The organism is Ruminococcus sp. NATIVEDY160, from assembly GCF_045819885.1.
In the GTDB taxonomy this organism is placed as follows: domain Bacteria; phylum Bacillota; class Clostridia; order Oscillospirales; family Acutalibacteraceae; genus Ruminococcoides.
Genome location: NZ_CP162391.1, coordinates 1,838,307 through 1,863,942 on the forward strand (window position 1 = coordinate 1,838,307; position 25,636 = coordinate 1,863,942).

Genomic DNA, 25,636 nt, shown 5'->3' on the forward strand with positions numbered 1-25,636 from the left:
AAATAAGTATTGTATTACATCAAAATAATCTCAGAAGGAAATGGAATTATGAAGAAAATAATCACTATCGCGCTCGCGGCTCTGACGGTTTCCGCCTCGGTTCTGTGCGGCTGCGGCTCAAACAACACCGCCTCCTCAGGCGCTCCGGCTGATTCTTCCGCGGCTTCCGAAGCCGCAACCACCCAGCCCGTGACCGATTCCCCCGTCAAGGCTACAGGCGGAAAAATCCACATAACCGACAACACCCTCGGCGATATCTGGATCACCGAGCTCGAGGGCGTTCCCGTAAACAAGCTGCAAGCCGACGGGTTTACAGCAGACAATACCTTCAAGTACTACAGCGAGAATGGTCAACCCGCGTCCAACGAGGGAATTGACGTTTCTTCGTTCAGCGGCAGCATCGACTGGGCTAAGGTCAAGGAGAGCGGCGTTGACTTCGCGATGATCCGTCTCGGCGGCAGAGGCTACGGCGATGAAGGCGGTCTTTACGCCGACGACAAGGCTGCCGAGAACCTTCAGGGCGCAAAGGCGGCAGGCATCAAGGTCGGCGCTTACTTCTACTCTCAGGCGACCACAAACGCCGAAGCCGAGGAAGAAGCGGAATACGCAAAGCAGGTACTCGGCGACATTCAGCTCGACTATCCTCTCGCCTACGACTGGGAAATCGTCAAGGACGACAACGCGCGCACCGACAAGGTCACCTCGACCCAGGCTACCGAATGCGCCGTCGCGTTCTGCGAGAAGGTCAAGTCATTCGGCTACATACCGATGATTTACTCCGCGAGCAGGGAGTTCTACTTCAAGTACGACCTCTCGCGCCTCAAGGACTACGAGCTGTGGCTGGTTCAGTACGCGGACAAGCCCGACTTCTACTATCAGTTCTCGATGTGGCAGTACTCGGAATCCGGTCACATCGACGGCATCGATGGCAGCGTTGACCTCAACATCAGCTTCAAGAGCACAGCCGACTACGCTAAATAAGCGCCTGCGTACGCTATTTGCGGCAATTTGTAAGCAGATTTTTCTTTTTCGGAATATACAATCTGTTTATTGCTAAAGAGAATAATAACTCTTTGTATATTTAGTTTCGAGAATTATTGTATCATATGACTAAAATATCGTGGTAATATTTGGCACAACGCCGAACATTATCACGATTTTTATTTCTCTTATTGAATTTTATGAATTTTTTGTTATAATAAGGTTGTTGGTTTGTTACAGCTTTGTAACAGTTAATTAGATAGGAGAATTTATTGTGAAAACGAAATTCATCGGCTTGGACGGTTTCGGCGAAATCGAGGCTGTTTCCAAGAAGAAAACTACAAAGAAAACCAAAAACCTTAGTACCGCACAGAAGTCCGTGCGCTTCGCTAAAAGAGCCGCGACACTCTGCGCCAAGAACATTAAAGCCAAAAATACTTCCAATAAAAAGAAAACGGCTGCGAAAAAGCCCGTCAGAGTACAGAGCACTATCCTGGACAGACAGTACGCCCAAAGCAGACGCGTGCCCATGACCTCCGGCTCAGCTATGGATAGCCTTAAGTACTTAAAGAAGGCGACCGCCGGCAAGACCTACGCTCACAGCGCTCCCGCTGAGCCTAAAGCGCACAAGACAGTCAAGAAAAAGGCGATCCTCGCAGTCGCGGCATGTCTGACGGCTATCATGCTCTCCTGCGTAACCGTCGCGAGCGCTCTTGACGCGCCTAAGCCCGTGAAGAATGAGAGTCCCAAGGCGTCAGCTGCACTTCCCGCAGCGACCTCAGACGAGGCTGTCTACTCCCTCAACACTCCCGATATGTTCGTCAACAACGTTCTCGCGTCGCTCTATGTAGACGGCGAGCTTATCGGCACCACCGACGAGGGCGACGAGCTTGACAATGCTCTCGCTCAGTACCTTGTTGACTACCGCGCCGCTTACGACGACACCACTACGACCGAGTACGTCAACGACGTCAAGGTTGAAAGACACGCTCTCGACAACAGCAATGTCATGACAGCTGCAGAGCTGATGGAGGAAGCCAAGAGCCACCTCAGCGTCAGACTTGAAACAGACTGGTCTTACGATATCGACATCGACTACGAAACCGACATCACCTACGACGAGGACGAGGACAGCGATTACGAGAAGGTCGTCACCGAGGGTGAAAAGGGCGCCGAGCAGATCAACGTCCGCCTTGTATATATCGACGGAGCTTTTGAGAGCGCCGACGTTATCAGCACCGAGCGCAAGAAGGAGCCTGTGACCGAGGAGCTTATCCGCGGCTGCAAGCATGGCAAGAAGGAAAATGCCGTTTCGGGCGAGGGCACCGGACAGTTTATCTGGCCTTTCCCCCACACCCACAGCGTTTCCAGCCTCTTTGAGTGGCGCTGGGGCAGAATGCACCAGGGCATCGATATCGCAGGCGGCAGCGACTACGGTCAGCCGATAGTTGCGGCAGACAGCGGCAAGGTCACCTGGGCAGGCAACGACGGCGGCGGCTACGGCAACTACGTCATGATCGATCACGGCAACGGCTACATGACCGTTTACGCTCACGCGTGCGAGGTAGCCTGCTCCACCGGCGACTACGTAAGCCAGGGCGACACGATCGCCTACTGCGGCTCCACCGGTAACTCAACAGGCCCGCACGTACACTTCGAGATCCGCGTGGACGGCACTCAGGTCGACCCTCTCGGATATGTAAGCTAAATAATTATTCACTGATCCGGCTCAGAACCTTTCGGGTTCCGAGCCGGTTTTTTATCACTTGAACATATACTGCGCGGTGTCGACAATATTCTCAAACGTCTTGTAGGCGCGGTTGGCTTTTTTTCTGAGCTTCGGGTTGTCGTCAGCCGCTTTTTTGCCGACGTAGCCGACAGCCATTCCCGCCGCCATGCCTATCGCCACGCCCTTGACGACGTTCATCGTATTTTTGTTCATTTGCTCTCACCTCTTTTTTTCCCGGATATTGATATTATTCTCGTTTAGAGTTACAATATGAATGGTAAATTGATTTGAAAGGAAAATTTTGACATGGCAAAGCTCAACCTTGTGCTCGTGGAGCCTGAGATCCCCCAGAACACGGGCAACATAGCGCGCACCTGCGCCGCGACCGGCGCGTCCTTACATCTCGTGGAGCCGCTCGGCTTCCGCGTCGACGACAGAAAGCTCAAACGCGCGGGACTCGACTACTGGCACCTGCTCGACATCACCTACTACGAAAGCCTGAACGATTTCTTTGAAAAAACAAAGGGCGGAAATTACTTTTTCTTCTCGACAAAGGGCACTCACCGCCACAGCGACGTCGAGTACCCCGACAACTGCTACCTGCTCTTCGGCAAGGAAACCCGCGGTCTGCCCGAGCACCTGCTGATGCAGCACCCCAACGAAACACTGAGGATCCCGATGATCGACGAGGCGAGAAGCCTCAACCTCTCGAACTCCGTCGCTATCGCCGCATACGAGGTTTTAAGGCAGTGGGACTACCCCGAGCTGCTCAATAAAGGCGAGCTTCACCGCCACTGCTGGAGCGACGTAAACAATCTGGGATAGGGACGAAATTTTTCTACAAATTGCCCAATACCTATTGATAAAAAACCGAAAATGTAATATAATATGATTGATGTAAAATACAGTTTTTTACAAATCTCTAAAACCGAAAGGATTGAACAATTATGCAGCTTAACAAAGTATCCGTTGATGATATCAATGTAAAGGGCAAGAAGGTTCTTGTCCGCGTTGACTTCAACGTACCCCTCAAGGACGGCGTGATCACCAACGACAACAGAATCGTTGCAGCTCTCCCCACCATCAAGAAATTAATTGCTGACGGCGGCAAGGTTATCCTCTGCTCGCACCTCGGCAAGCCCAAGAACGGTCCCGAAGAGAAGTTCTCTCTCGCTCCCGCAGCTGTACGCCTCTCCGAGCTCCTCGGTCAGGAAGTTGTTTTCGCAAACGACGATGAGGTTGTCGGCGAGAACGCCAAGAAGGCTGTCGCTGAGATGAAGGACGGCGACGTTGTTCTTCTCCAGAACACCCGCTTCAGAAAAGAAGAAACCAAGAACCTCGAGCCCTTCTCCTCCGAGCTCGCTTCCCTCGCTGACGTATTCGTAATGGACGCCTTTGGCTCCGCTCACCGCGCTCACTGCTCCACCGCGGGCGTTACCGAGCACATCAAGGACACCGCTGTAGGCTACCTCATGCAGAAGGAAATCAACTACCTCGGCAACGCTGTTGAGACTCCCGTCCGTCCCTTCGTCGCTATCCTCGGCGGCGCTAAGGTTGCGGACAAGCTCAACGTTATCTCCAACCTCCTCGAGAAGTGCGACACACTTATCATCGGCGGCGGTATGGCTTACACCTTCCTCAAGGCTCAGGGCAAAGAGGTCGGCAACTCTCTCGTTGACGACAGCAAGCTCGACTACTGCAAGGATATGATCGCCAAGGCTGAGCAGCTCGGCAAGAAGCTCCTTCTCCCCATCGACACCACCATCGCGGCTGAGTTCCCGAACCCCATCGACGGCCCCATCGACGTTCAGGTCGTTGACGCTGACAGCATTCCCGCTGACATGCAGGGTCTTGACATCGGCACAAAGACTCAGGCTCTCTTCGCTGACGCCGTAAAGTCCGCAAAGACCGTTGTATGGAACGGCCCCATGGGCGTATTTGAGAACCCCACCCTCGCTGCAGGTACTATCGCTGTTGCGAAGGCTCTCGCTGAGACCGACGCTACTACCATCATCGGCGGCGGCGACTCCGCTGCGGCTGTTATCCAGCTCGGCTTCGCTGACAAGATGAGCCACATCTCCACCGGCGGCGGCGCTTCCCTCGAGTACCTCGAAGGCAAGACCCTTCCCGGCATCGCTGTTATCGCTGACAAATAATCTCTGTCAGATAAAAAAACAATCGGGCGCACTCACGCGTGCGCCCGTCATTTTAAAACGAAAGGAACGGATTGACATGGATAAAGCTAAGAGAAAAGCAATTATCGCGGGCAACTGGAAAATGAACAAGACTCCCAAGGAGGCTACCGCACTTCTCAACGAGATCACTCCCCTCGTAAAGGACGCTGACTGCGAGGTTATCGCATGCGTTCCCTACGTAGATCTTGCTGCTGCTATCGAGGCGACCGCGGGTACTAACGTAAAGATCGGCGCCGAGAACTGCCACTGGGCTGCAAGCGGCGCTTTCACAGGCGAGATCTCTACAGGCATGCTCAAGGAAATCGGCGTTGAGTACGTTGTTCTCGGCCACTCCGAGCGCAGACAGTACTTCGGCGAGACCGACGAAACCGTTAACAAGAGAACAAAGGCTGCTCTCGCTGCAGGCCTCAAGCCCATCGTATGCGTAGGCGAGCTCCTCTGGGAGCGCGAGTGCGACATCACCGAGGAGGTTATCGCAAGACAAATCAAGCTTGACCTCTGGGACGTTTCCGAGGAAGAACTCAAGAACGTCGTTATCGCTTACGAGCCTGTATGGGCTATCGGCACAGGCAAGACCGCTACCGCCGATCAGGCTGAGGAGGTTTGCGCCTTCATCAGAGCACAGCTCGCCAAGCTCTACAATCAGGACGCTGCAGACGCTGTTACTATCCAGTACGGCGGCTCCATGAACGACGGCAATGCCGACGAGCTCCTCTCCAAGACAAACGTTGACGGCGGTCTCATCGGCGGCGCTTCACTCGTTGCCGAGAAATTCGCTGCTATCGTCAAGGCTGCAAGCAAATAATTTTACAATGAAAGGGGCTTTTTCACAATGAAAAAACCTTTGATTCTGATGATTCTCGACGGCTTCGGCGTGGGCAAAAAGGGCGAGGAAAAGGCTAATGCGATCCTCGCCGCCAACACCCCGAATCTCGACAGACTCTTTAAGGAAAACGCGCTGACTCAGATCGGCGCTTCGGGTATGGACGTCGGTCTGCCCGACGGTCAGATGGGCAACAGCGAGGTTGGCCACACCAACATCGGCGCGGGCAGGATCGTTTATCAGGAGCTCACCCGCATCACCAAGACTATCAACGAGGACAAGCTCAAGGATAACGAGGTCATTGTAAGCGCAATCAAGAAAGCGGTTGACAACGGCACCGCTCTCCACCTCATGGGACTGCTCTCACCCGGCGGCGTTCACAGCCACATCACCCACCTCTACGGCATTGTTGAGCTTGCTAAGAAGCTCGGCCTTGAGAAGGTTTACATTCACGCCTTCCTCGACGGCAGAGACGTTCCGCCCTCAAGCGCCGCGGAGTACATGGAGGACTGCGTCAAGGAGCTCGACAAGATCGGCGTAGGCAAGATTGCCACCGTAATGGGCAGATACTACGCGATGGACAGAGATAACCGCTGGGAGCGCGTTGAAAAGGCGTACTCCGCTATCGTTTACCGCGAGGGCGTAGACGAGGACTGCCCCGTTGAGGCTATCAAGAACTCCTACAAGAACGGCGTGACCGACGAGTTCGTTCTGCCCTGCGTTATCAAGGGCGGCGAGGCTGTAAAGCCCAACGACAGCATTATCTTCTACAACTTCCGCCCCGACAGAGCGCGCGAGATCACACGCACCTTTGTCGACCCAGATTTCAGCGGCTTTGAGCGCAGAAACGGTTTCTTCCCGCTCAACTACGTCTGCATGACTCAGTACGACGCGACAATGCCCAACGTGGAGATCGCGTTCAAGCCCCAGACGCTCAAGAATACAATGGGCGAGTACATCTCCTCCCTCGGCATGAAGCAGCTTCGTATCGCAGAGACCGAGAAGTACGCTCACGTAACCTTCTTCTTCAACGGCGGCGTCGAGAAGGTATATGAGGGAGAGGACAGAATTCTCGTCAAGTCACCCTCAGTCGCGACCTACGACCTCCAGCCCGAGATGAGCGCGTATGAAGTCACCGACAAGCTCGTTCCCGCTATCAAAAGCGGCACCTACGACATGATTATCCTCAACTTCGCGAACTGCGACATGGTAGGCCACACAGGCGTGTTCGACGCGGCTGTCAAGGCGGTTGAGGCGGTTGACGACTGCGTAGGCAAGGTTGTCGACGCTATCCTTGAGATGGGCGGCGCGGCTATCATCACCGCCGACCACGGCAATGCCGACAAGATGGTTGACGAGGACGGCAAGCCCTTCACGGCTCACACCACCAACCCCGTTCCCTTCTGCGTTATCGGCTATGACTGCAAGCTCCGCGAAGGCGGCGTTCTTGCTGACATCGCTCCCACAATGCTCAAAATCATGGGTCTTGAGCAGCCCGCGGAAATGGACGGCAAGTCGATCATTATCTGATGATTACATTTCAGGCACACAGTTTCGGCTGTGTGCCTTTTTTTGTTGAACATCTCGGGCGAATCGTGTATAATAAAAGGAGTACCGGAAAAGAAGGAAATAATCATGATCAAACTCCGCCGATTTTTGAAAGGCTACAAAAAAGAAGTCATAATAGGGCCGCTGTGCAAGCTGTTTGAGGCGATACTCGAGCTGTTTGTGCCGCTGGTCATGGCGAACATCATCGACGTCGGAATCAACGAGCTTCACGACACGGGATACGTCCTGAGAATGGGCGGAGTGCTCATTCTGCTCGCGGCGACAGGTCTTACGAGCGCGCTGTTCTGCCAGTATTTCGCGTCAAAGGCTTCTCAGGGCGCAGGCACCGAGATTCGCCGCGCGCTTTTCAGACACATCAACTCGCTCTCGCACGCGGAGCTCGACAGACTCGGAACCCCCTCGCTGATCACGCGAATCACCAACGACACAAATCAGGTTCAGCAGAACATCGCCATGTGCATACGTCTGCTCACCCGCGCGCCGTTCATTATCATCGGCTCGCTGATAATGGCTATGTCGATAAATCTCAGAATGTCGCTGATTTTCTTCGGCGCGGCGCTGCTTATTGCGCTGACGCTCTACTTCGTCATGAGCCGCAGCGTGCCGCTATATGCCGCAGTTCAGAAAAAGCTCGACAAAATCGGCCTTATCTCGCGCGAGAACCTCTCGGGCAACAGGGTTATCCGCGCGTTCTCGAAACAAAATACCGAGAAAGCGCGCGTCGACGCGGCTACCGAGGACTTAACGAGAACCTCCGTGCGCGTCAGTAAGCTTTCGGCGCTGCTCAGCCCGATCACCTACCTCGTCACCGACTGCGCGATCATCGCGATTGTCTGGTTCGGCGCGGTCAACGTCAACGCGGGCGGAATGAAAACGGGCGATATCGTCGCGCTCGTCAGCTACATGACCCAGATCCTGCTCGCGATGGTAGTCGTCGCGAATCTCGTTATCCTCATGACAAAGGCGGGCGCGTCCGCGAAACGCATCAACGAGGTCTTTGAAACAAAGCCCTCGGTCGCCGAAATCAACCATGATTATATTTCCGCAAAAGAAAATACACCGAAGATAGAATTCAGAAATGTCCGCTTCAACTACAGCAGCGACGGTGACGACGAGCTCAGCGGCATTTCATTCACCGTCAAAAATGGTCAGACCGTCGGCATAATCGGCGGTACCGGCTCGGGTAAGTCTACGCTGATTTCGCTTATTCCCCGTTTTTACGACACGTCGGACGGCGCGGTGCTCGTCGACGGCAACGACGTTCGCGACTATCCCTTGGAGCAGCTCAGAAAAAAATTCGGCATAGTTCCGCAGCAGAGCGTTCTGTTCAGCGGCACTATCCGCGACAACATGAAGTGGCAGAACCCGGACGCAAGCGACGAAGAAATCAACCGCGCCCTGCAAATCGCCCAGGCAGCGGAATTCGTCGACAAGCTGCCGAACGGGCTCGACAGCCGCGTTGAACAGGGCGGCAAAAACTTCAGCGGCGGTCAGCGGCAAAGGCTGTGTATCGCGCGCGCGATCGTTTCGCAGCCCGAGATACTGATTCTCGACGACAGCTTCTCGGCTCTCGACTTCGCGACCGACGCGGCGCTGAGAAAAGGTCTCGCCGAAAACGCAAAAGGCGCGACCGTCCTGATCGTCACACAGCGCTGCTCAACCATCAAAAATGCCGACCTTATCCTCGTTCTCAGCGACGGCAGGCTCGCGGGTCAGGGCAGGCACGAAGAGCTTTTTGAGAGCTGCGAGGTATACCGCGACATCTGCCTCTCCCAGCTCAGCGAAACGGAGGTGGCGAAATGAAATCCTCCGCTGTAAAAAAGCTGATTCCGCGGCTCAGAAATCATATGGGTCTGCTGATACTTGCGCTGCTCAGCGCCGTAGTCAGTATCTCACTCACACTTCTGATTCCCGTCCTCGTCGGCAAGGCTATCGACAACATCATCGCCGAGGGGCAGGTGTACTTTGAGGCGGTTACACAAATTATCCTCTATATCGCAATCGCGATAATAGGCGTTACCACCTGCCAGTGGCTGATGAATTTCCTCGTCAACCTGATCAGCTTCCGCCTTGTGCGCGACCTGCGCCGCGACGTTTTCCGCAAATTCAACACCGTGCCGCTCTCGGCGATCGACACAAACTCACACGGCGATCTTATCAGCCGCGTCATCAACGACGTCGACGCTGTCGGCGACGGTCTGACGCAGCTCATACTGCAGCTATTCTCGGGCGTCGTCACTATCATCGGCACGCTCGGCTTCATGATCGCAATTGACTGGAAAATCGCCATCGCGGTCTTTCTGCTCACGCCTATGTCGCTGTTTCTCGCGGCGTTCATCGGCAGGCTGACGCACAGACGCTTCACAGCACAGCAGATATTGCAGGGCGAGATCTCGTCCTACGTCGAGGAGCACGTCGGAAACCAGCGGCTCGTCAAGGCGTTTTCATTTGAGAAACGCGCATTCGAGGGCTTTGACAAATACAACGAGGAGCTGCACGTTGTCGGCTTTAAGGCGCAGTTCGCGGGCGCTCTCGCCAACCCGAGCACGCGCTTTGTCAACGCGCTCGTCTATGCCGCAGTCGGCGTTTTCGGCGCGGTCACCGTTATATCGGGCGGTCTGAGCATCGGCGGTCTGTCGTGCTTCCTCACCTACGCCAACCAGTACACCAAGCCCTTCAACGAGGTCACGGGCGTTCTGACTCAGCTAAACACGGGCATCGCGGCGGCTGAGAGGGTTTTTGAGGTTCTCGAATGGAAGGACGAAACTCCCGACAAGAACAGGGCTCCGCTCAAAAACTGCAGGGGCAGGGTCACGATCGAGGACGTCAGCTTCTCCTACGTTCCCGAAAAACCTCTCATAAGGAACTTCTCGCTCGACGTTCCGAGCGGCTGTCACGTCGCAATCGTCGGCCCCACGGGCTGCGGCAAAACAACGCTTATCAACCTGCTGATGCGTTTCTATGAGGTCAATGAAGGAAGGATCCTGCTCGACGGCACCGATATCCGCGACCTCAGCCGCGACGCGCTCAGGCGCAGCTACGGAATGGTTCTCCAGGACAGCTGGCTTTTCTGCGGCACGATCATGGAAAACCTCCGTTACGGCAGCGAAAACGCCACCGACGAGGAGGTTATCGCGGCGGCGAAATCCGCGCACGCCCACAGCTTCATCAAGCGCATGCCAAAAGGCTATGACACCGAAATCAGCGAGGGCGGCGGCAACCTCAGCCAGGGTCAGAAACAGCTGCTCTGTATCGCGCGCGCTATGCTGACTAACCCGAGCGTGCTGATTCTTGACGAGGCGACCTCGTCCATCGATACCCTGACCGAGATCCGCGTCCAGAAGGCGTTCGCCAAGATGATGAAGGGCAGGACGAGCTTTGTTGTCGCCCACAGACTCTCGACGATCAAGGAGAGCGATGTTATCCTCGTCATGAAGGACGGCAACATCATCGAGCAGGGCAGCCACAAGGAGCTGCTCAAAAAGCACGGATTCTACCACACGCTATATCACTCGCAGTTTGAAAAGCAGTAAATAATTATCATCTTCTCCGCATATAATTGACGTAGATTATATGCGGAGGTTTTTTTATGTTAACGGCACTAAGCGTAAATGTTCCCGAGAGAGCGAAAGGACTGAAACGGCTGCGCAACCGTCTGCGCCGCGACAGGGTCGATGTTCAGGTCAGCCGCGCCAGAGGCGTGAGCCTGCGTCACATTACATATACAAGCTACAGCGGCGAGGTGCGGCTCGACCGCGCAGACAGGCTGATAGGCGCCCAGCGCTCGCAGCTGCTCTGCTCCGAAAAGCTGGTTTTCCCGATGTCCAGCGGCTACAGGCGGTTTTATTCGCGGTCGTTCTCGGCAAGGCTGTGCGCAAACATGGCGCTCGAAACTCTCAGACTATGCCCGTCCGCCGCAAGACTCAGGTGCGGGATTTACGACCCGAAGGGCGTCGCGTCGGACTACCTTCTGCAATCTCTCGCCTACTGCGTCAACCCCGTCGTAATCGAGGGTGACAATGAAATCTATTCCCTCGCCCGCGAGCGCGCTCTGACCGAGCTCGGCGCGCCTGTCACCGTGACAAGAAACCTCTCTGAGCTTGAACGCTGCGGCTTTGTCCTCGCTCCGACGGGTATTGATGTGCCGCTGAAGCTCAGTCCCGACGCGGTAGTCCTCACCTCTGGCGAACCGTCAACCCCTGTGAGCGGCGAGGTTTACTACAAATACAGCTTCCGCATGCCGAACGGCTTTGACGCGCTCAAGCCCGACGAGCTCAGCGAGGAGTATTTCTGCTCAGCACTCTACACCCTCGGCGCGCAGTACGAGCTCGGGTCGATAGTACCCCTTAACTGCTGCGGAAAATACGGCTCTCAAACCGTCAATTCCCTCTCGGAGCTTCTTGACAACCGCGCAAAAAAGGCATATAATAGGTGAGTGTGTAACCAAAACAATTTTCACTGAAAGGAAGTTTTTGATATGGCAGCAAAACCTACAATGCTCACCGCGGAAGGCTTGAAAAAGCTCGAAGATGAACTTGCATTTTTACAAAACGAAAAGCGTAAGGAAATCGCGGAGAAGATCAAGGTCGCGCGTTCCTTCGGCGACCTCTCCGAGAACAGCGAATACGACGACGCCAAGAACGAACAGGCGATCATGGAAGCCCGAATCAACACCATCGAGGCTATTCTCAAGACCGCCGTGCTCATCGACGAGTCCGAGACCTCCAATGAGCGCGTACACCTCACCTCTGTCGTAAAGATCGAGATGCTCTCGACAGGCAGACAGGTTCAGTACAAGATCGTCGGCTCAGGTTCAAATGAAGCCAACCCCAAGGAGGGTAAAATCTCCGACGAAAGCCCCATCGGCGCTGCGCTGATGGACAAGAGCGTCGGCGACGTTGTCGAGGTTGAAACACCCGGCGGCATTGTCGGCATCAAGATTCTCGAAATTACTAAGTAAGGAAGTTGAAATATGGGTAACAAGCCACAGCAGGCAAACACAAGCGACGTTATCAAGGTTCGCTACGAAAAGCTCCAGGCGCTCAGAGAAGCCGGCAGAGATCCCTTTGTCATCACCACGAGCGACCGCGATGTTTATACCGCCACAGTTAAAGAGAAGTTTGAGGAATATGAGAACAGGGACGTCTGCGTTGCCGGCAGAATCATGTCGAAGCGCGGCAAGGGCAAGGTTTCGTTCCTCGATCTGCACGATAAGACAGGCAAGATTCAGATTTTCGCCAAGTTCGACGACCTCGGCGAGGAGGAGTACGGCTTCCTCAAGAAGTGGGATATCGGCGATATCGTAGAGGTCAAGGGCTTTGTTTTCAAGACCCAGATGGGCGAGATCTCGGTTCACGCCAAGGCGGTCAGACTTCTCTCGAAGTCACTCAAGCCCCTGCCCGAGAAGTACCACGGACTTACTAACACCGACCTGCGCTACCGTCAGCGCTACGTCGACCTGATCATGAACCCCGAGGTAAAGGACACCTTTATCAAGCGCTCCAAGATCATCGCGGCTATCCGCCGTTACCTCGACGCTCAGGACTTTATCGAGGTTGAGACTCCCATGCTCGTTGCCAACGCCGGCGGCGCTGCGGCTCGTCCCTTCCTCACCCACTCCAACGCTCTTGACGAGGAGTTCAAGCTGCGCATATCCCTCGAGCTTTACCTCAAAAGACTTATCGTCGGCGGCCTCGAGCGCGTCTACGAGATTGGCAGGGTTTTCCGCAACGAGGGCGTTGACACCCGTCACAATCCCGAGTTCACCCTGATGGAGCTCTATCAGGCTTACACCGATTACAACGGCATGATGGATCTCACCGAGAACCTCTACCGCCATGTCGCCCAGGAGGTGCTCGGCACCACCACCATCACCTACAACGGCGTTGAGATGGATCTGGGCAAGCCCTTCGAGAGGATCACAATGGTCGACGCTGTCAAGAAGTACGCGAACGTCGACTTCAACGAGATCAACAGCGACGAGGAAGCAAAGGCAATCGCAAAGGAACACCACGTTGAGTTTGAGGACAGACACAAGAAGGGCGATATCCTCAGCCTGTTCTTCGAGGAATTCGCCGAGGAGCACCTGATCCAGCCGACATTTGTAATCGACCACCCGATCGAGATCTCACCTCTGACAAAGAAGAAGCCCGAGGATCCCAACTATGTTGAACGTTTCGAGCTGTTCATGAACGGCTGGGAGATGGCGAACGCCTACTCTGAGCTCAACGACCCGATCGACCAGCGCGAGCGCTTCAAAGCTCAGGAAGCGCTGCTCGCTCAGGGCGACGAAGAAGCTAACACTACCGACGAGGACTTCCTCAACGCCCTCGAAATCGGCATGCCTCCCACAGGAGGCATCGGCTACGGCATTGACAGACTGACAATGCTCCTCACCGACAGTCCTGCTATCAGAGACGTTCTGCTCTTCCCGACAATGAAGTCCCTCGATAAGTAACAACCTCAAAAGTGGCTTATCTATGCGGTTTTTGAACTTCACGAAGTACCGAATTTACACCATTTACACCAAACTTACACCAAACGGTGCAGAAAGTTGTGCAGAGCGAAAACAATCGCATATTTTAATGAATTTGACCTTGATGGATTCGTTTTCATCAAGGTCTTTTTTTGTTTGACGGATAGACAAAATCAGGCTGAAATGATATAATTATAGCAAGACAAATCGGAATAAACCGAGGTGCGAGAACCATGATATTTCAGGAATATGGGCTGAAACATAAAGACGCGGTCATTCTGCTCCACGGAGGTGGATTATCATGGTGGAATTATCGGGAAGTGGCATTGCTTCTACAGGGGGAGTATCATGTCATCCTTCCGATTCTGGACGGACACGCCGGGAGTGATCACCCTTTTACTACGATTGAAGAAAATGCGTCCGAGATCATTGAATTCATTGATGAACAATTAGATGGCTCTGTATTACTGATAGGAGGTCTTTCTTTGGGCGGACAGATTCTGCTTGAAATGCTGTCACAACGCAAAGATATTTGCTCCTATGCTTTGGTTGAGAGTGCATCTGTCATTCCGTCAAAACTGACAAATGCGTTGGTTTCCCCGACATTCGGCAGCAGTTATTGGCTAATCAAGAAAAGAAGCTTTGCAAAGCTTCAGTTTCAATCTCTGCACATTAAGCCGGAACTCTTTGAGGACTATTACAGGGACACTTGCCGGATAAAAAAGCAGGATATGATTGCTTTTCTAAAAGCAAATACGTCCTACTCTCTGAAAGATGCTTTCAGAGAATCGTCTGCTGAAATTCACGTTTATGTTGGAGCAAAAGAAACAAGAGAAATACTGCGTTCGGCAGAAGTCATTTGTAAAATGCGCCCCTCCTGTAGAATGAACTGTTTAGACGGTCTTAAACACGGAGAGTATTCAATGAATCACGCAGCTCAATATGCAAATGCCATACGACAAATTGTTCAGGGCAGATAAAGTCTGATTTACAGCATTAATCTATACTATAGCAGGCAGCCTTATGTGAGGTTGCCTGATTTTTTATGCCCAAGAACGAATTGCAAACTTCGATTTTCTCCTGTTTCTCATATAATATAGGTAAGATAAACAATCGCATATTTTAATGAATTTGACCTTGATGGATTCGTTTTCATCAAGGTCTTTTTTGTTTGACGGATAGACAAATTCAGGCTGAAATGATATAATGATAGAAAGATAAATCGGAATTTGTTGAGGTGAAGGTTATGCATTTTGGCTTTTCTTATATTGGTTTGATTTTTCTTTTAATGCTGTTTATACCTAATTTCTTCTGGACAAAAAACAAGCCTAAGGACTATGACGAATATGCAAAGTGTGAAAACAAGGTGTTATTGATTTTAGAACGAATAGGAGAAGTAGCTGTTTCATGTCTTATTTTGATTTTCAGCGACTTTAACCCGCAAGGACTCTCAATTTGGCTTCTTTGGCTTTTTGCTTCGTTTGGTTGCATGATTCTTTATGAACTATACTGGATTCGCTATTTCAGAAGTGAAAAAACGATGAAAGATTTTTACAGCAGTTATTTAGGTATCCCTGTGGCAGGCGCAACCCTGCCTGTTTTATCAGTCTTATTTATTGCGGTTTATGGGAAAAATCCTTTTCTTTTTGCAGCCGGTATCATTTTAGGAATCGGGCACATCGGTATTCACCTGATGCACAAAAAGGAAATTACCAGTCGGGAAAAGCGATAACACAAATTCTGATTTACAGCATTAATCTATACTAAGGAGAGGATTTAAATGACACACGAAGAAAAAGCGTTATCCTATTTCAAAGATAAATTTCATTGCTCACAGTCTGTTCTTGCCGCATATGCCGACGAGCTCGGATTAACGGAAGAACAAGCGTTGAAAATCGCCGCCTGCTTTAACGCAGGAATGAGAAAAGGCGAGGTGTGCGGAGCTTGTTCGGGAGCGTTGATGGTGCTCGGAATGATGTACGGTCAAGCCGATAAGGACGATCTCGACAGTCGAAACAAAACCAATCAGATGACTAACCGTTTTCTGGATCGCTTTAAGGAACTAAACGGAACATATATCTGCAATGAGATACTCGGCTGTGATATTACCACGCAGGAGGGAGTAGAATACGCTGTAAAGCACGAATTATTCACCACGACCTGCAGAGATATGGTAGCGCTTGCCGTTCGGGTTCTTGAGGAAATCATTGAATGAAAATGATATAATAATCAAAAGAAAAATCGGGATTTGTAGGAATATTCATTTCTCTTATAAACAGGCACCGAGGTGCGAGGAGGTAAATAACATGGATATGAAGCAGGCAATGAAAGAACGTCATATGGTTCGAAAGTACACTGATGAACCTATTCCGGAGGATATCGTAGAAAAGTTGAATCGTCGGGTAAGAGAGAATAATGAGCAGTATGGACTATCTATCAAATTGATGACCAATGATGATAGTGCTGTTCCCGGTGTGATCAAACTGATCCTCGCTAAGGGGGTCAACAATTTCTTTATCATGGCCGGGCCTGATGGTGCAGATGAACTGTGTGGATACTGTGGAGCTGATCTGATGCTTTACGCACAGACGCTGGGACTGAATACATGGTGGGTCGGCGGTACCTATAATCGAAAAGGAGCACAGAAAAAAATCGAAGGTGCAAAGCCTGTAGGAATCATCGCTGTTGGTTATGGCCAGACACAAGGTGTTCCACATAAGACAAAGACAGCAGAACAGGTCAGTTCATATGACGGAGAAGCACCACAGTGGTTTAAGAACGGCATTGAAGCAGCACTCTTGGCACCTACCGCACTGGCAAAACAGGCATTCACCATCAAAGGTAAAGGAAATAAGGTATCTATCTCCTGCGATAACGGCATCTTTACCGGTGTGGATACAGGTCTTGTGAAATACCACTTTGAACTTGGAGCGGGTAAGGATTGTTTTGAATGGGTGTGATCCCTATGGGTGAGCATTACAAAAGCATTTTTCTGTCTGTAATTATTATCTGACAGTCGAGTAGACCTACACCTCACAATGTAAGCCCCTCACAGAACCGTACGTGCAGTTTTCCCGCATACGGCTCTTCATAATAAAATTCACATCATCAAAATAAGCTGTAGTAGATTTTCGGCTTTGCAAGAGTGTAATATTTCATCATTTCTATAAAGCCCTTTCTTGTATAGCTTTTCTTTTCACTTCTTCTGTTCAGCACTTTATACAGCAATTCTCTGACCTGCTGTCTGTAATTACTTATCATTCTGCTGTTGAAACTTATCCCATAGTACCTGTAGTGCCCTATGAGTTTAATGTTCAGCATATACATAAGTTTACCGAGTTTTTGTTCCTTATTGCAGTATAGCCATTCTTTCATTTCCTTGAGTTTCTGTCGAAATTTCTTACTACTGGTTTTGGGCATAATCCACGGCTTTCCCTTTACTGTTCTTCCACAATAAAAGGTGAAGCCCAAAAAGTCAAATGTTTTAAATCTCGTTGATTCGCCGCGTTTGGCTTTTGCATTTGCAAGATAATGTCCGCTTTCTACAATTCGGCTCTTGCTTTCTTCAAGTTCAAGTCCGAAATTTGCCATTCGACTCTTAAGCTGTTCGTAAAACCGTTCAGCTTCCCACGGATATTGAAATCCTGCTATGAAATCATCTGCGTAAACCACAAGAAAGCACTCGCCTTTACACTCCTTCGCCACAATAATGTAGAACCACAGTGTCAGAACATAGTGCATATAGATATTTGCCAGCACCGGGCTGATTATATTTCCCTGTGCCGTTCCCTCATTACCTTTCACAAGACTTCCGTTATCTATGATTCCTGCTTTTAGATATTTCTCAACCAACCATAGAATATTCTTGTCCTTGATGTAGTAATTCAGAAACTTAAGTATCCATTCGTGCTTCATATGGTCGAAGAATCCCTTGATATCTGCGTCTACTATCCTCGTTATCTTTCTGAAGTTAATCTGGTCATACAGAGCTTTTACTGCTGTATGACAGCTCCTGTTTGGTCTGAATCCATACATACAATTCAGAAATTTTGGTTCGTATATCGCTTCAAGAATCTTCTTCAATGCTAATTGTACAATCTTATCCTCGTAGCACGCAATACCCAGCGGTCTCATTTTGCCGTTGCTTTTGGGAATGTATACTCTCAGCGAAGGCTGCGGTTTGTAGGCTTTCCTTTTCAGTCTGTCTACAAGGCTTTCGATGTTACTTTCGAGATTTTCATTGTATTCTCTTTTGGTAACTTCGTCTATACCGACAGCTTTGCTTCCGTCCAGTTCCCTATGACATTGCATTAGCATTTCTTTGTTGATGAGATGGTACAGCGACGTAAACTCAGGTCGTTTTGTATTTGCTGACTTCGATGCTATTCTTCCCAATTTCGTTTCCATTAGTTCCTCCGTCCCTGAGTACGGCTAATGTGTCCTCAGAAAGACCTTTATTATGCAACTCCCTTCCCTCTGTCGGCATTACCCGACTTCTTCGGTACTATGAAGCTGTCCGACTGCCTGTATTTCATCTGACTTTCTCCGTTTTACCGTCGTTCCATCATACTTCTTATTGAAGAAAATACAGGCTCTCCCCAGTTGACTGGATAGTCACTATGTGAAGCGTGATTGGCTCTTTGACCCCGCAGAGGTGTGTTTCATCTCGCCCTAACGATTTACACATTTTGCTTTCCGCTGGAATTAAAGCGTCAGCCCTCCGAATGGTAAAATTTCGAGGCTCCATCACCCTGTAACCCCACTTCCTCGCTGTCTACGCTTTACTGTAAACATTACTGTTTACAGCACAAGACTCGCTAACGGTGGTTGGCTAAACCTTTCCGTGCAGGCTTCTCACCTGCTAGACTATCCGCCCTTCGTCTGGGCGCACAATTCTGATTTATCGCATTTACTATTATGGCAATCGCAGGCAGCCTTATATGAGGTTGCCTGTTTTTTATGCCCTGAAACGAATCGCAAACTACGATTTTCTCCTGTTTCCTATATAATATAGGTAAAGGAGAGGATAAGGTATGAAAAGAATGTTAGCTGATGTTTGCCCTGAACTTATAAATGAATGGTCACAACGCAATTTACCTCTTACGCCGAACAGCGTAACGCACGGCTCTAATAAAATAGTATGGTGGAAAGGCAAATGCGGACACGAATGGAGAGCTTCAGTAAAAAACAGAGTAATCGGCGGAAGTGGTTGTCCTTACTGTTCCCACAATGCGATATTAGAGGGCTTCAATGACCTCGCTTCTCAAAAGCCTGAACTTGCCGCAGAGTGGTCAGCCAGAAACGCCCCTCTACTCCCCACACAAGTTACTGTTTTTGCTAATCGCAAGGCTTGGTGGAAATTCTTAACCGTATCACGCAGAACAGAGCAAAGGGTAAATCCTGATGAAGTGCAGGTCATCACCCTTGACGAAAGCAAGGAAGAATATATCCGTAACCTATTTTGGGAAATTAACAAGATTGACCACAGAATAGAAACGTACACCGAAACTGAACAGGTCGAGGAAAAGCAAAAAGACGGTAAGGTCAAGAAAGTTAATAAGCAAGTCCAAAAGAAAGCTCTTTATATAACCGTGTCCCACGTTGACCTCGAAACGATAATGACCAATAAAGGGTTTACTGCGGAACAGAAGAAAATGTGCCGTCAGTTACTTTCGGACGAGAACAACGATTTGTGGCGAGAGCTTTTGCACGGAGTAACAGGCTCGAACAGCGATATTGTCCTTATAGCGCAGGAACAGCTTGGAAACGTCGGCGGAAAGCCTTATTGGAGCTGGTACGGTTTCAGCTCCCGTGTTGAGTGGTGCTGTTGCTTTGTTTCGTGGTGTGCGAATGAGTGCGGTTATATTGAGAGCGGTACTATTCCAAAGTATTCTGTTGTTGATGATGGAGTTGTATGGTTTAAGAACAAAGACCAATGGCTTGATGGCTCAGAAGAACCGGAACCGGGTATGATAATCTTCTTTGATTGGGCAGATGACGGACTTGATGGTGGTGGCGATCACACGGGTATCGTTGAAAAAGTTGAGGGCGGCACAGTTTACACAATCGAAGGCAATAGCGGCGATAAGGTTTGCGAGAATCAGTACAGCATTGGCAACAAAGAAATTTTGGGATATGGTTTCTACTCAGGTAACAATACCGTTGCGACAGGTGATACAGCGCAGCAAACTTGACGGCAAAACAATCCTTATAGAGAGGGACTTGAATGATGATGTTTCCCAAATTGGTAGATGTAATTTTACCAAATCCCACGAAGCAGGTCATCAAATCTTAAAAATGCTATTTCCAAATGAATATGGTGGGAGCAATAAAAAAATACATTTCTGTCTTTCACAACCGCAGCCACACAAAAGAATGGATTGGGAGGAATGGCAGGCAAATGGAATTGCTTCGGTTATACTTATGCCGGAAGAATTAATCAGACAAGCTATGTTTCTTTTTAGCTTGGGAGATAAGATTGAGATGATTAATAAGGTTTATGCAACTTACGAATACGAACAATTTTCAGCTATGGCGGATTTCTTGGGAGTTTCAAAAACGGCTCTTTCTATCAGGCTTACACAGCTTGGTTTGGTCGAGAAAAACTTCTTTAGCAATCCCTACGACTTAACGAATGTGTATTATGATGGAGGTATATGAAATTGGCAAAGTTTAATGCAAAAGAAAATGATCCTGAGCGTTACGCAAGGGTTAAAGAAGAACAGGATAGGTTGAGGACGAGGTGCAAGTCAGAGCTGCGATTAGCTCGTCTGTGTCCTTACTGCGATTATCAGGTTTTCCAATTAGCCGTTGATGATGATTATATCAGGAATAATCCGACTGATAACGTTTTGAAAGAACTCAAAAAATCTCACGTTTTCCAGACGGAAAAAAGGAGAGCATTAACAAAGGAAGAACAGGATTTATTCCTGAATTATCTTAGGAACAATCATCAATACAATCATTGGTATCCACTATTCGCAGTAATGTTAGGAACGGGACTTCGTGTTGGAGAACTGACCGGACTTAGATGGTGTGATCTCGACTTTGATGAAGGACTTATTGACATAAACCATACTTTGGTGTATTATTGTCATAGAGAAGAAGTTGCTAAGAATGGCTGCTATTTCAATATTAACACGCCCAAAACCAAAGCGGGTAACCGCCAAGTGCCGATGATTGATTCAGTCAGAGAGGCTTTCTTGATGGAAAGGGACTATCAGGAAAAGATGGGTATAAGTTGCAATGTGGTCATTGATGGATATACGGATTTTGTTTTCTTAAACAAAAACGGGAAAACCCATCAGCAAGGAACTTTGAATAAAGCAATTCGCAGAATCATACGGGATTGTAACGACGAGGAACTGCTTAAGGACGAGAACGCTACCGTATTACTCCCTCATTTCAGTTGCCACTCATTACGCCACAGTTTTGCGACAAGAATGTGTGAAGCGGGCATCAATATCAAAGTGATGCAGGATACTCTCGGTCATAATGATATTTCAACGACTATGAATATCTATACTGATGCGACAAAGGCTCTGAAGAAGTCAGAGTTTCAAACTCTTGAAACGTACTTAATTCCAGAGCAATAAATGACATCACGTTTTTACCGTATACACCATTTACACCAAAACTTACACCGTTTTGAACAAGCAACATAATAAGTTGTGTTAGGTTATAAAAAATCGAAGGATTTTAAACGCTGAAAATAACAGGATTTATGAGCTTTTGGGAGCTTACAAAACGGCGACCTTGGCAATCCCGACAATGAAATCCTTAGATAAGTAACACCCCAAAACCCCAGTGTTTATGCGGGTTTCGAGAGTTGCGATGTCTCGGATTTACGCCATTTACGCCAAACTTACGCCAAACGGTGCAGAAAGTTGTGCAGAGTAAAATCAATCGCATATTTTAATGAATTTGACCTTGATGGATTCGTTTTCATCAAGGTCTTTTTTTGTTAGACGGATAGACAAAATCAGGCAGAAATGATATAATGATAGAAAGATAAATCGGAGTTTTGCAGGAGAACCGGAATGGATACAATTAAGAAAACAGGACTAAACTCCAATGAAATAAAGCTGATTGCCATTATTGCGATGACAATCGACCATGTAACTTGGCTACTATTTCCTGGATGTCAAAAGATATGGTGGGTCATGCTTCTTCACGCGATAGGAAGATTGACAGCGCCAATTATGTGGTTCTTTATTGCAGAGGGATTTCATTACACTCGAAACGTAAAAAAGTATATTGCCCGACTGTTCCTTTTCGCTGTAATATCGCATTTTGCCTATAACTTTGCCGGAGGAATACCATTTATTCCTAACGGATTTTTCAATATGACCAGTGTGATGTGGTCGCTTGCTTGGTCGGTAGTTTTGATGGTCATATTTACAACGGATCAGTTGCCGCAGTGGGGTAAAATTGTTTTGATCCTGATTATCTGCTTTATTACCTTCCCATCGGATTGGTCAACTGTGGCGGCTATGTGTCCGGTATACTTATACATGAATCGCGGCGATTTCAAGAAACAATCGCTTACTATGCTCATATGGACAACAATTTATGCAGTCGTATATTTTATCTTTATGGACAAAGCGTATGGAATCCTTCAGATGTGTACGCTGTTATCATTACCGATTTTGAAGCAGTATAACGGTGAGAGGGGAAAATGGAAAGGCATGAAATGGTTTTTCTATCTCTATTATCCGGCGCATCTGTTTGCAATTGGAATTATCAGGGTGCTCATTGGAAACGGAAGTATCTTCCCTTAGGCTGTCGATAAATTCTGATTTATTGCATTTACTATTATGGCAATCGCAGGCAGCCTTATATGAGGTTGCCTGTTTTATTTGGGGTATAGACAAAATCAGACTGAAATGATATAATTTCAAAAAGACAAATCGGAAAATATAGGAGCGCAGAATTATGAAAGGTATTATTCTTTATCAATCCAAATACGGTGCTACAAAAAAATACGCCGATTGGATATCGGAAGCTACGGGATTTGAATGTGTCGAAACGAAAAAAGCGAATATAAAAGAAGTCGAAAAATATGACATCATCGTATTAGGCGGTGGAATATATGCAATGGGTATAGCCGGTCTTTCTTTTTTGAAAAGGAATATCGATGTATTATTCGATAAGAAGATAATCGTGTTTTTCTGCTGTGCGTCCCCATATGACGAAGATGCTTTTAAGCAGATCAGAAGTCATAATATGAAGGATAAACTATCTGATATTCCGATTTTTTATTGCCGTGGTGCATGGGATATGGATTCAATGTCGTTCAAGGACAAGACACTGTGTAAAATGCTGAGAAAAGCAGTAAGCAAAAAGGATCCTGCCGATTATGAAATATGGGAGAAAGCAATAATGGATGCCGGAGAAAACAAGTGTGATTGGACTGATAAAAAATATATCGATCCTATTCTCAAATGTATTTAGCAACTTGTACTGACGCATATTTTATGAATTTGACCTTGATGGATTCGTTTTCATCAAGGTCTTTTTTTGTTTGACGGATAGACAAAATCAGGCTGAAATGATATAATTATAGCAAGATAAATCGAAATTTGTTGAGGTGAAGGTTATGCATTTTGGCTTTTCTTATATTGGTTTGATTTTTCTTTTAATGCTGTTTATACCTAATTTCTTCTGGACAAAAAACAAGCCTAAGGACTATGACGAATATGCAAAGTGTGAAAACAAGGTGTTATTGATTTTAGAACGAATAGGAGAAGTAGCTGTTTCATGTCTTATTTTGATTTTCAGCGACTTTAACCCGCAAGGACTCTCAATTTGGCTTAGCTCGCTTATGTCCATACTGTGATTATAAGCTATCTGTTGTCTTAAAGGGCGAACATAGCTACACAAGCGAGAAATGTCCTAACTGCGGCGAGATAATCGTTTTCCCACCTATATCATTCAGAATGGCGTCCAGCCACTAACATTAACCAATTTTTTCTAATATTATCCAACAAAATCAAATAATAAAAAACTATAAAAAGCAAGTTTGAGCTTGGAGCCGCTTGGTGCGTTGATTCCTATTGCCACTTGATTTAGATTTATACCTTATATATAAGGTATAGGTCTATCTTGTGGCAGTTGGCGACGTATCAAGTGGCTTTTTATCTTTTCATCAGGCAGCTCCGTGAAAGGAGTTACTGATGAAAACAATTATTGAAAGCAATGAAAACTATTCCGTTATCGACCTGACTCTTGAATATGAGAATTGGACAGGTAAAGAGAGATATGGTGTTGTTTCTGAATTGGAACAGAGCTATGTGGAATCGACTTTTGCTTCTGAATTGGAGGGTTATGCCCCGTATATCTTTATGGATAGCAGTTTTTTGGAAATTAGACGAGAATTCAAGAACAATGAGAAGAAGTTTGAAATGAGAATGTTAAGGGATACTACAACATTTGATTATGATTCTGGGCTAATAGAGCAGGAATATCCTGAAATAGCATTACCTGATTTTTCTAAAGAGGTATGCGAAATGATTGAATTTGAAAAGAAACTGAGTTGTTTGACAAATATAGAAAAAAAGCGAATCATTCAGTTTTGCAAACATCAATTTACTATATCAGAAATAGCAGAGGAAGAAGGAATTAGCAAAGCGTCTGCAAGCAGAACGATTGCGAGAGCTATCAAAAAAATAAAAAAATTTTGGAAAATGGGGTAACAAAATCGCTCTCCCAGTGGGTAATAGTGAAAGGGTAATTTCCTTTCAATAATATTTGCTGAAAAGAGGATTAAAAATGACCAACAGAAAAATCAAACGGGGCGATATTTACCTTTATGATTACGGCGAGAACGAAGGCTCAATACAGAACGGATACAGACCTGTTGTAGTATTGCAGGCAGATAACTTCAATCTCAAAGCACCTACGATTATGGTGGCGGCTATTACCACCGCCATTAGAAAGACCTTTCTTCCCTCACATATCTTGATAGAGGATAAGTATGGGCTGACTGATCCTTCAATGATTATGCTCGAACAGCAAAGAGCTGTGAACAAGGAGGAGTTAGTCAATTATGTAGGTCATATCAACGACGATAATGTCTTGCGCCGTATCCATAACGGCTTAATGAAGCTATACGGATATTGGGACTACACCCGATATAACAAGGCTAATATCCGTTGCCTGTGTCCGAGCTGCCTGAACAAGTACAAATATGTGCCGGAACTGATTGTGAAGCGAGTAGATCCGCTGACAAATATCAAGGACAGGTGCGACCAATGTCAGGGCTTCGGCTATGTACTTTTGCTGTTCATACAGCTCTTTGATGACCGTTAACCGCTTGGCTTGCTTTTCGGTAAGAACTACTCCGTTGGCTAATACAAACATATCGATATAAGAATATCCCGGAAGTCCGATAAAGTATTGGTAGTAGGCATTCTCCTTGATTTGCTCGACAAGCTCACGGTCGGAATAATCATATTTCTTCTGGATCATCAGCGACCCGAGAGCTGTTTGTAAAGGTTTTGCCGGCATACCGGTCTCGCTCGGAAACAGCGCGGCATATTTTATCTCGATGTCGTACCACGGTATACTCGCAGCCTTCTTTACCCAGCGGTTCTCAGGATCCATCTGCATCCCTGCGGGCTGATTGAAATCTGTAAAACTCATTTGTTGATTTCTATGGAACTTGTACATACTGTCCTCTAACTTAAGTGCAAGCTTTTTTATTGCTCTTGATTATTTTCTTGCACTTATTATAGCACATTTCGATGAAAAATGCACTGTTTATCGAGAATTTTACTGATTGCTTGTTTTGAAGGCAGTGACTAATTACTCATTTTCAGCCGGAGGAAGGAAAAGGTACTCGTAAACAGCAGGAGATTGCGAAC

24 protein-coding genes and 2 pseudogenes are annotated in these 25,636 nt (G+C 48.1%); 23 read left to right on the top strand and 3 right to left on the bottom strand.

Annotated elements, in window-relative coordinates; translation table 11 throughout:
* Positions 1 to 48 precede the first annotated feature (48 nt).
* Positions 49 to 981 (top strand): glycoside hydrolase family 25 protein, encoded by a 933-nt coding sequence (locus AB1I49_RS09030; RefSeq protein ID WP_186834259.1) that lies wholly within the window; start codon positions 49 to 51, stop codon positions 979 to 981.
* Between the two features lie 274 nt (positions 982 to 1,255).
* The gene (locus AB1I49_RS09035) at positions 1,256 to 2,689 is read left to right on the top strand and encodes a peptidoglycan DD-metalloendopeptidase family protein (protein ID WP_407720769.1); all 1,434 of its coding nucleotides are present in this window, start codon (positions 1,256 to 1,258) and stop codon (positions 2,687 to 2,689) included.
* Between the two features lie 54 nt (positions 2,690 to 2,743).
* Here the strand turns inward: AB1I49_RS09035 and AB1I49_RS09040 are convergent, their stop codons facing one another.
* Entirely contained in the window at positions 2,744 to 2,923 is a 180-nt protein-coding gene (locus tag AB1I49_RS09040) for a hypothetical protein (RefSeq protein WP_186834257.1), read from the bottom strand.
* A gap of 93 nt (positions 2,924 to 3,016) precedes the next feature.
* Between AB1I49_RS09040 and trmL the strand changes: the two genes are divergently transcribed.
* The 13 genes from trmL (at position 3,017) to AB1I49_RS09105 (ending at position 16,732) form a co-directional block, all read left to right on the top strand.
* Complete coding sequence (gene trmL / locus AB1I49_RS09045; RefSeq protein WP_186834256.1) at positions 3,017 to 3,535, top strand: tRNA (uridine(34)/cytosine(34)/5-carboxymethylaminomethyluridine(34)-2'-O)-methyltransferase TrmL; 519 nt, start codon at positions 3,017 to 3,019, stop codon at positions 3,533 to 3,535.
* A 122-nt stretch (positions 3,536 to 3,657) separates the two neighbouring features.
* Positions 3,658 to 4,866: a phosphoglycerate kinase gene (locus tag AB1I49_RS09050; protein WP_186834255.1), complete on the top strand. Its 1,209-nt coding sequence runs from the start codon at positions 3,658 to 3,660 to the stop codon at positions 4,864 to 4,866.
* A gap of 76 nt (positions 4,867 to 4,942) precedes the next feature.
* Complete coding sequence (tpiA, locus tag AB1I49_RS09055; RefSeq protein ID WP_316609320.1) at positions 4,943 to 5,710, top strand: triose-phosphate isomerase; 768 nt, start codon at positions 4,943 to 4,945, stop codon at positions 5,708 to 5,710.
* Positions 5,711 to 5,737: 27 nt separating this feature from the next.
* Positions 5,738 to 7,258 (top strand): 2,3-bisphosphoglycerate-independent phosphoglycerate mutase, encoded by a 1,521-nt coding sequence (gene gpmI / locus AB1I49_RS09060; protein ID WP_186834253.1) that lies wholly within the window; start codon positions 5,738 to 5,740, stop codon positions 7,256 to 7,258.
* 105 nt (positions 7,259 to 7,363) lie between these two features.
* Entirely contained in the window at positions 7,364 to 9,100 is a 1,737-nt protein-coding gene (locus AB1I49_RS09065) for an ABC transporter ATP-binding protein (RefSeq protein ID WP_407720770.1), read from the top strand.
* The gene (locus AB1I49_RS09070; protein WP_407720771.1) at positions 9,097 to 10,830 is read left to right on the top strand and encodes an ABC transporter ATP-binding protein; all 1,734 of its coding nucleotides are present in this window, start codon (positions 9,097 to 9,099) and stop codon (positions 10,828 to 10,830) included. Before AB1I49_RS09065 ends, AB1I49_RS09070 begins: the two co-directional genes overlap by 4 nt.
* Positions 10,831 to 10,886: 56 nt before the next feature.
* Positions 10,887 to 11,732 carry a hypothetical protein gene (locus AB1I49_RS09075; RefSeq protein WP_407720772.1) on the top strand — a complete coding sequence of 282 codons (846 nt, stop codon included), beginning with the start codon at positions 10,887 to 10,889 and terminating at the stop codon, positions 11,730 to 11,732.
* A gap of 42 nt (positions 11,733 to 11,774) precedes the next feature.
* A complete protein-coding gene (greA, locus tag AB1I49_RS09080; protein WP_186834249.1) occupies positions 11,775 to 12,257 on the top strand; it encodes a transcription elongation factor GreA in 483 nt (160 codons plus the stop codon).
* A gap of 12 nt (positions 12,258 to 12,269) precedes the next feature.
* Entirely contained in the window at positions 12,270 to 13,754 is a 1,485-nt protein-coding gene (gene lysS, locus AB1I49_RS09085) for a lysine--tRNA ligase (protein ID WP_407720773.1), read from the top strand.
* A gap of 251 nt (positions 13,755 to 14,005) precedes the next feature.
* Positions 14,006 to 14,752 carry an alpha/beta fold hydrolase gene (locus tag AB1I49_RS09090; protein ID WP_407720774.1) on the top strand — a complete coding sequence of 249 codons (747 nt, stop codon included), beginning with the start codon at positions 14,006 to 14,008 and terminating at the stop codon, positions 14,750 to 14,752.
* A 266-nt stretch (positions 14,753 to 15,018) separates the two neighbouring features.
* On the top strand, positions 15,019 to 15,504 hold the full coding sequence (locus AB1I49_RS09095; protein WP_092965553.1) for a hypothetical protein: 486 nt from the start codon (positions 15,019 to 15,021) through the stop codon (positions 15,502 to 15,504).
* A 48-nt stretch (positions 15,505 to 15,552) separates the two neighbouring features.
* Positions 15,553 to 15,987: a C-GCAxxG-C-C family protein gene (locus AB1I49_RS09100; protein WP_092965555.1), complete on the top strand. Its 435-nt coding sequence runs from the start codon at positions 15,553 to 15,555 to the stop codon at positions 15,985 to 15,987.
* Positions 15,988 to 16,078: 91 nt separating this feature from the next.
* Complete coding sequence (locus AB1I49_RS09105; protein WP_216556253.1) at positions 16,079 to 16,732, top strand: nitroreductase family protein; 654 nt, start codon at positions 16,079 to 16,081, stop codon at positions 16,730 to 16,732.
* A 148-nt stretch (positions 16,733 to 16,880) separates the two neighbouring features.
* On the opposite strand, the gene ltrA is transcribed toward AB1I49_RS09105, so the two are convergent.
* Positions 16,881 to 18,179 (bottom strand): group II intron reverse transcriptase/maturase, encoded by a 1,299-nt coding sequence (ltrA, locus tag AB1I49_RS09110; protein WP_407720775.1) that lies wholly within the window; start codon positions 18,177 to 18,179, stop codon positions 16,881 to 16,883.
* 626 nt (positions 18,180 to 18,805) lie between these two features.
* On the opposite strand from ltrA, the gene AB1I49_RS09115 reads away from it, so the two are divergent.
* The 8 genes and pseudogenes from AB1I49_RS09115 (at position 18,806) to AB1I49_RS09150 (ending at position 25,082) form a co-directional block, all read left to right on the top strand.
* The gene (locus AB1I49_RS09115; RefSeq protein ID WP_407720776.1) at positions 18,806 to 19,966 is read left to right on the top strand and encodes a zinc-ribbon domain-containing protein; all 1,161 of its coding nucleotides are present in this window, start codon (positions 18,806 to 18,808) and stop codon (positions 19,964 to 19,966) included.
* A 28-nt stretch (positions 19,967 to 19,994) separates the two neighbouring features.
* A complete protein-coding gene (locus tag AB1I49_RS09120; RefSeq protein ID WP_407720777.1) occupies positions 19,995 to 20,432 on the top strand; it encodes an ImmA/IrrE family metallo-endopeptidase in 438 nt (145 codons plus the stop codon).
* A 2-nt stretch (positions 20,433 to 20,434) separates the two neighbouring features.
* A complete protein-coding gene (locus AB1I49_RS09125) occupies positions 20,435 to 21,367 on the top strand; it encodes a tyrosine-type recombinase/integrase (protein ID WP_407720778.1) in 933 nt (310 codons plus the stop codon).
* A gap of 444 nt (positions 21,368 to 21,811) precedes the next feature.
* Positions 21,812 to 22,552: a TraX family protein gene (locus AB1I49_RS09130; protein ID WP_407720779.1), complete on the top strand. Its 741-nt coding sequence runs from the start codon at positions 21,812 to 21,814 to the stop codon at positions 22,550 to 22,552.
* 154 nt (positions 22,553 to 22,706) lie between these two features.
* Positions 22,707 to 23,225 carry a flavodoxin domain-containing protein gene (locus tag AB1I49_RS09135; protein ID WP_407720780.1) on the top strand — a complete coding sequence of 173 codons (519 nt, stop codon included), beginning with the start codon at positions 22,707 to 22,709 and terminating at the stop codon, positions 23,223 to 23,225.
* A gap of 145 nt (positions 23,226 to 23,370) precedes the next feature.
* Positions 23,371 to 23,583 (top strand): annotated as a pseudogene (locus AB1I49_RS09140) (hypothetical protein); the annotation flags it as partial.
* A 364-nt stretch (positions 23,584 to 23,947) separates the two neighbouring features.
* Entirely contained in the window at positions 23,948 to 24,466 is a 519-nt protein-coding gene (locus tag AB1I49_RS09145) for an RNA polymerase sigma factor sigma-70 region 4 domain-containing protein (RefSeq protein ID WP_407720781.1), read from the top strand.
* A 76-nt stretch (positions 24,467 to 24,542) separates the two neighbouring features.
* The gene (locus AB1I49_RS09150) at positions 24,543 to 25,082 is read left to right on the top strand and encodes a type II toxin-antitoxin system PemK/MazF family toxin (protein ID WP_407720782.1); all 540 of its coding nucleotides are present in this window, start codon (positions 24,543 to 24,545) and stop codon (positions 25,080 to 25,082) included.
* A 63-nt stretch (positions 25,083 to 25,145) separates the two neighbouring features.
* On the opposite strand, the pseudogene AB1I49_RS09155 reads toward AB1I49_RS09150, so the two are convergent.
* Positions 25,146 to 25,442, bottom strand: a pseudogene (locus AB1I49_RS09155) (transposase); the annotation flags it as partial.
* Positions 25,443 to 25,636 lie beyond the last annotated feature (194 nt).

Bases quoted from the DNA above. Each gene is read 5' to 3' on its own strand.
- AB1I49_RS09030 (WP_186834259.1), top strand. From the start codon at position 49: ATGAAGAAAATAATCACTATCGCGCTCGCGGCTCTGACGGTTTCCGCC.
- AB1I49_RS09040 (WP_186834257.1), bottom strand. From the start codon at position 2,923: ATGAACAAAAATACGATGAACGTCGTCAAGGGCGTGGCGATAGGCATG.
- trmL (WP_186834256.1), top strand. From the start codon at position 3,017: ATGGCAAAGCTCAACCTTGTGCTCGTGGAGCCTGAGATCCCCCAGAAC.
- AB1I49_RS09050 (WP_186834255.1), top strand. From the start codon at position 3,658: ATGCAGCTTAACAAAGTATCCGTTGATGATATCAATGTAAAGGGCAAG.
- tpiA (WP_316609320.1), top strand. From the start codon at position 4,943: ATGGATAAAGCTAAGAGAAAAGCAATTATCGCGGGCAACTGGAAAATG.
- gpmI (WP_186834253.1), top strand. From the start codon at position 5,738: ATGAAAAAACCTTTGATTCTGATGATTCTCGACGGCTTCGGCGTGGGC.
- AB1I49_RS09065 (WP_407720770.1), top strand. From the start codon at position 7,364: ATGATCAAACTCCGCCGATTTTTGAAAGGCTACAAAAAAGAAGTCATA.
- AB1I49_RS09070 (WP_407720771.1), top strand. From the start codon at position 9,097: ATGAAATCCTCCGCTGTAAAAAAGCTGATTCCGCGGCTCAGAAATCAT.
- AB1I49_RS09075 (WP_407720772.1), top strand. From the start codon at position 10,887: ATGTTAACGGCACTAAGCGTAAATGTTCCCGAGAGAGCGAAAGGACTG.
- greA (WP_186834249.1), top strand. From the start codon at position 11,775: ATGGCAGCAAAACCTACAATGCTCACCGCGGAAGGCTTGAAAAAGCTC.
- lysS (WP_407720773.1), top strand. From the start codon at position 12,270: ATGGGTAACAAGCCACAGCAGGCAAACACAAGCGACGTTATCAAGGTT.
- AB1I49_RS09090 (WP_407720774.1), top strand. From the start codon at position 14,006: ATGATATTTCAGGAATATGGGCTGAAACATAAAGACGCGGTCATTCTG.
- AB1I49_RS09095 (WP_092965553.1), top strand. From the start codon at position 15,019: ATGCATTTTGGCTTTTCTTATATTGGTTTGATTTTTCTTTTAATGCTG.
- AB1I49_RS09100 (WP_092965555.1), top strand. From the start codon at position 15,553: ATGACACACGAAGAAAAAGCGTTATCCTATTTCAAAGATAAATTTCAT.
- AB1I49_RS09105 (WP_216556253.1), top strand. From the start codon at position 16,079: ATGGATATGAAGCAGGCAATGAAAGAACGTCATATGGTTCGAAAGTAC.
- ltrA (WP_407720775.1), bottom strand. From the start codon at position 18,179: ATGGAAACGAAATTGGGAAGAATAGCATCGAAGTCAGCAAATACAAAA.
- AB1I49_RS09115 (WP_407720776.1), top strand. From the start codon at position 18,806: ATGAAAAGAATGTTAGCTGATGTTTGCCCTGAACTTATAAATGAATGG.
- AB1I49_RS09130 (WP_407720779.1), top strand. From the start codon at position 21,812: ATGGATACAATTAAGAAAACAGGACTAAACTCCAATGAAATAAAGCTG.
- AB1I49_RS09135 (WP_407720780.1), top strand. From the start codon at position 22,707: ATGAAAGGTATTATTCTTTATCAATCCAAATACGGTGCTACAAAAAAA.
- AB1I49_RS09145 (WP_407720781.1), top strand. From the start codon at position 23,948: ATGAAAACAATTATTGAAAGCAATGAAAACTATTCCGTTATCGACCTG.
- AB1I49_RS09150 (WP_407720782.1), top strand. From the start codon at position 24,543: ATGACCAACAGAAAAATCAAACGGGGCGATATTTACCTTTATGATTAC.